The sequence below is a fragment of the Bartonella sp. OC16QHHD genome (assembly GCF_042194035.1).
GTDB lineage: Bacteria > Pseudomonadota > Alphaproteobacteria > Rhizobiales > Rhizobiaceae > Bartonella.
On record NZ_JBHIMJ010000100.1, the window covers coordinates 1 to 1,948 of the forward strand.

General features: G+C 35.3%; 1 protein-coding gene and 2 pseudogenes. 1 reads left to right on the top strand and 2 read right to left on the bottom strand.

Going from position 1 to position 1,948, the window contains the following annotated elements; translation table 11 throughout:
• Together ACFIK1_RS09590 and ACFIK1_RS09595 are read right to left on the bottom strand one after the other, a co-directional pair.
• A pseudogene (locus ACFIK1_RS09590) lies at positions 1-503 on the bottom strand (hypothetical protein); the annotation flags it as partial.
• Between the two features lie 554 nt (positions 504-1,057).
• Positions 1,058-1,294, bottom strand: coding sequence for a hypothetical protein (locus ACFIK1_RS09595; protein WP_375662674.1), 237 nt, complete (start codon positions 1,292-1,294; stop codon positions 1,058-1,060).
• A 202-nt stretch (positions 1,295-1,496) separates the two neighbouring features.
• On the opposite strand from ACFIK1_RS09595, the pseudogene ACFIK1_RS09600 reads away from it, so the two are divergent.
• Positions 1,497-1,948 (top strand): annotated as a pseudogene (locus ACFIK1_RS09600) (DUF637 domain-containing protein); the annotation flags it as partial.

Sequence of the window (1,948 nt, forward strand, 5' to 3'; positions counted from 1 at the left end):
AACTGAGCACTGTAGTGTGTAAATAGATATGTTTATTAAACTGCGTGTATGTAACATAAGAAACAATACACAAACTAAAAAGGAATACCAAAGAGCAATATCTGAGTACCAAAGTACAGTATCCAATGGAAAAGAAAGCTTGTACTTCACGTACTTAGAGATGACAGGTAAAAAAACAGTTTCTTTATAACTATTTGGAAAAATTAAAACGATAAGCGCTAAACTTATTAGTTTTAAGAGTCTGTGCAAATACTGTTGTAAATCACGTGTTAGTTTCACCCAACCTGTTGTATCATCATCTTTATATTTTGGGGTGCTCTGCAATTCAGAAGGAATATTAGAATTGCATAAAATTGCAAAAACCGTTGTGACTATTACCAAAGAAACAGATGCGAATGTCAAAATACTCTGAATAAAGTCAAGATTTTTTTAATTCCTAAAAAACATAAAAATATAAAAGTTATAATGCCAAACAAGGTTCTTAGCTGCTTATTTGTAAATATATTTATTTCCTGTGGAAAAATTATGATCTCAATTTCTTAAATTATTTTCTGATATAAAAATACAATCTATCTTTTATTTTAATAGCAATGTCTTCTATTGCATCCAGTTGCTTTTAATATTTTAGTTAACCTCGTTTATGATTTATCTATAGTTGATGATAGCTTTAAACACAGAGCTCCATAATCCCAAACTCTCGCTTGCATTTTGATACCCAAATCCACCTTTCAAAAAAGCCCATAGCACTGGCAACCCTTTCATAAAGATTAAAGAAAAGCTCTGTTATTTCAAAAATACATGAAAGTGACTCATAACTGCCGCAACATTTTTTGTGCTGATGCTGGCTATTCATGTTTTAAAAAACAAATATTTTGAAATTCGTGTATCCTAAAATCCTTAATTTGTATTAATGGATTTATTTACTTTATAAATTTGATACTATAGAGCCATTTTGGCTTTTAGAAATATATTGTACATTAAAAAAAACTTTTTAATCACTCTTTAAATGCATATCCAATCCAAAAATGATCAGCACTTTTCACTATTTTGCTATTTTTTAGAAATCTATTTTAAACTCTCCTATTATTAGTTCATGAAGAGTTTTGGTTCGTGAAAGAAGATCTTTTTCAATCTCTTCACAATACTTAGAAAAATCTGTTGCTTTTGGAATGATTTTTTTAGACATGCTTTCTACGTTGCTCTGCAAAATGCGTTTTAAGGACTCTTTCAAAATCAATAAGGAAATACCTTTGAGTTCAGTTTGATAAGCTTGAGAAGAGGTGTCATCGTCCATATCTTTTCGCTTGTGGAAGCTACCACAAGAGAACAAGCGAAAAAAGTATTAGAGATATCATCATTTGAAGCTTTTACAGCAATAAACCTGTGAAGCCATAGGCAAGTCTCAAGTGCATTTTCTTCATTCGGTTTTTGTTTTTAATTTTTCATACGACACACTGCTATTTCAGGTTATTTCTTTGGGTTGATTAAGATTTGTAAGGAAAGTTGATTGGCAAGCAGTTAAGGCTGAATTTAAAGACTGGGATTATAAAGCCCAAGGGCTGACAGAAGCCGGTGCGGCTCTCGTGGCCTTGGCTGTCACGGCGGTTACGGGCGGAGCAGCCTCGGGCGCTGCCAGTGCCATTACCGGTGCTTTGGGGCTTGGCTCGAGCACCGCCATGAATGCAGCGATACAGGCAGGTGTCCAAGCACTGATTAACAAAAGCGCTGTGGCTCTTGTCAATAATCGCGGCAATATTGCCGGTGCCTTGCATGAGCTTGGCTCTTCAAAGAATGTTCTCAGCATTGTTTCGTCGATGTTGACAGCAGGCTTAACCAGCCAAATAACGGAAATGGCAGGTGTTGGACAATCTTTGCCAAAAACCGCTCCTTTTGTCGATCGTATCGCCAGTGAAGCGGAAAAGAACCTGATCAAAGCCGCCATTGGCAC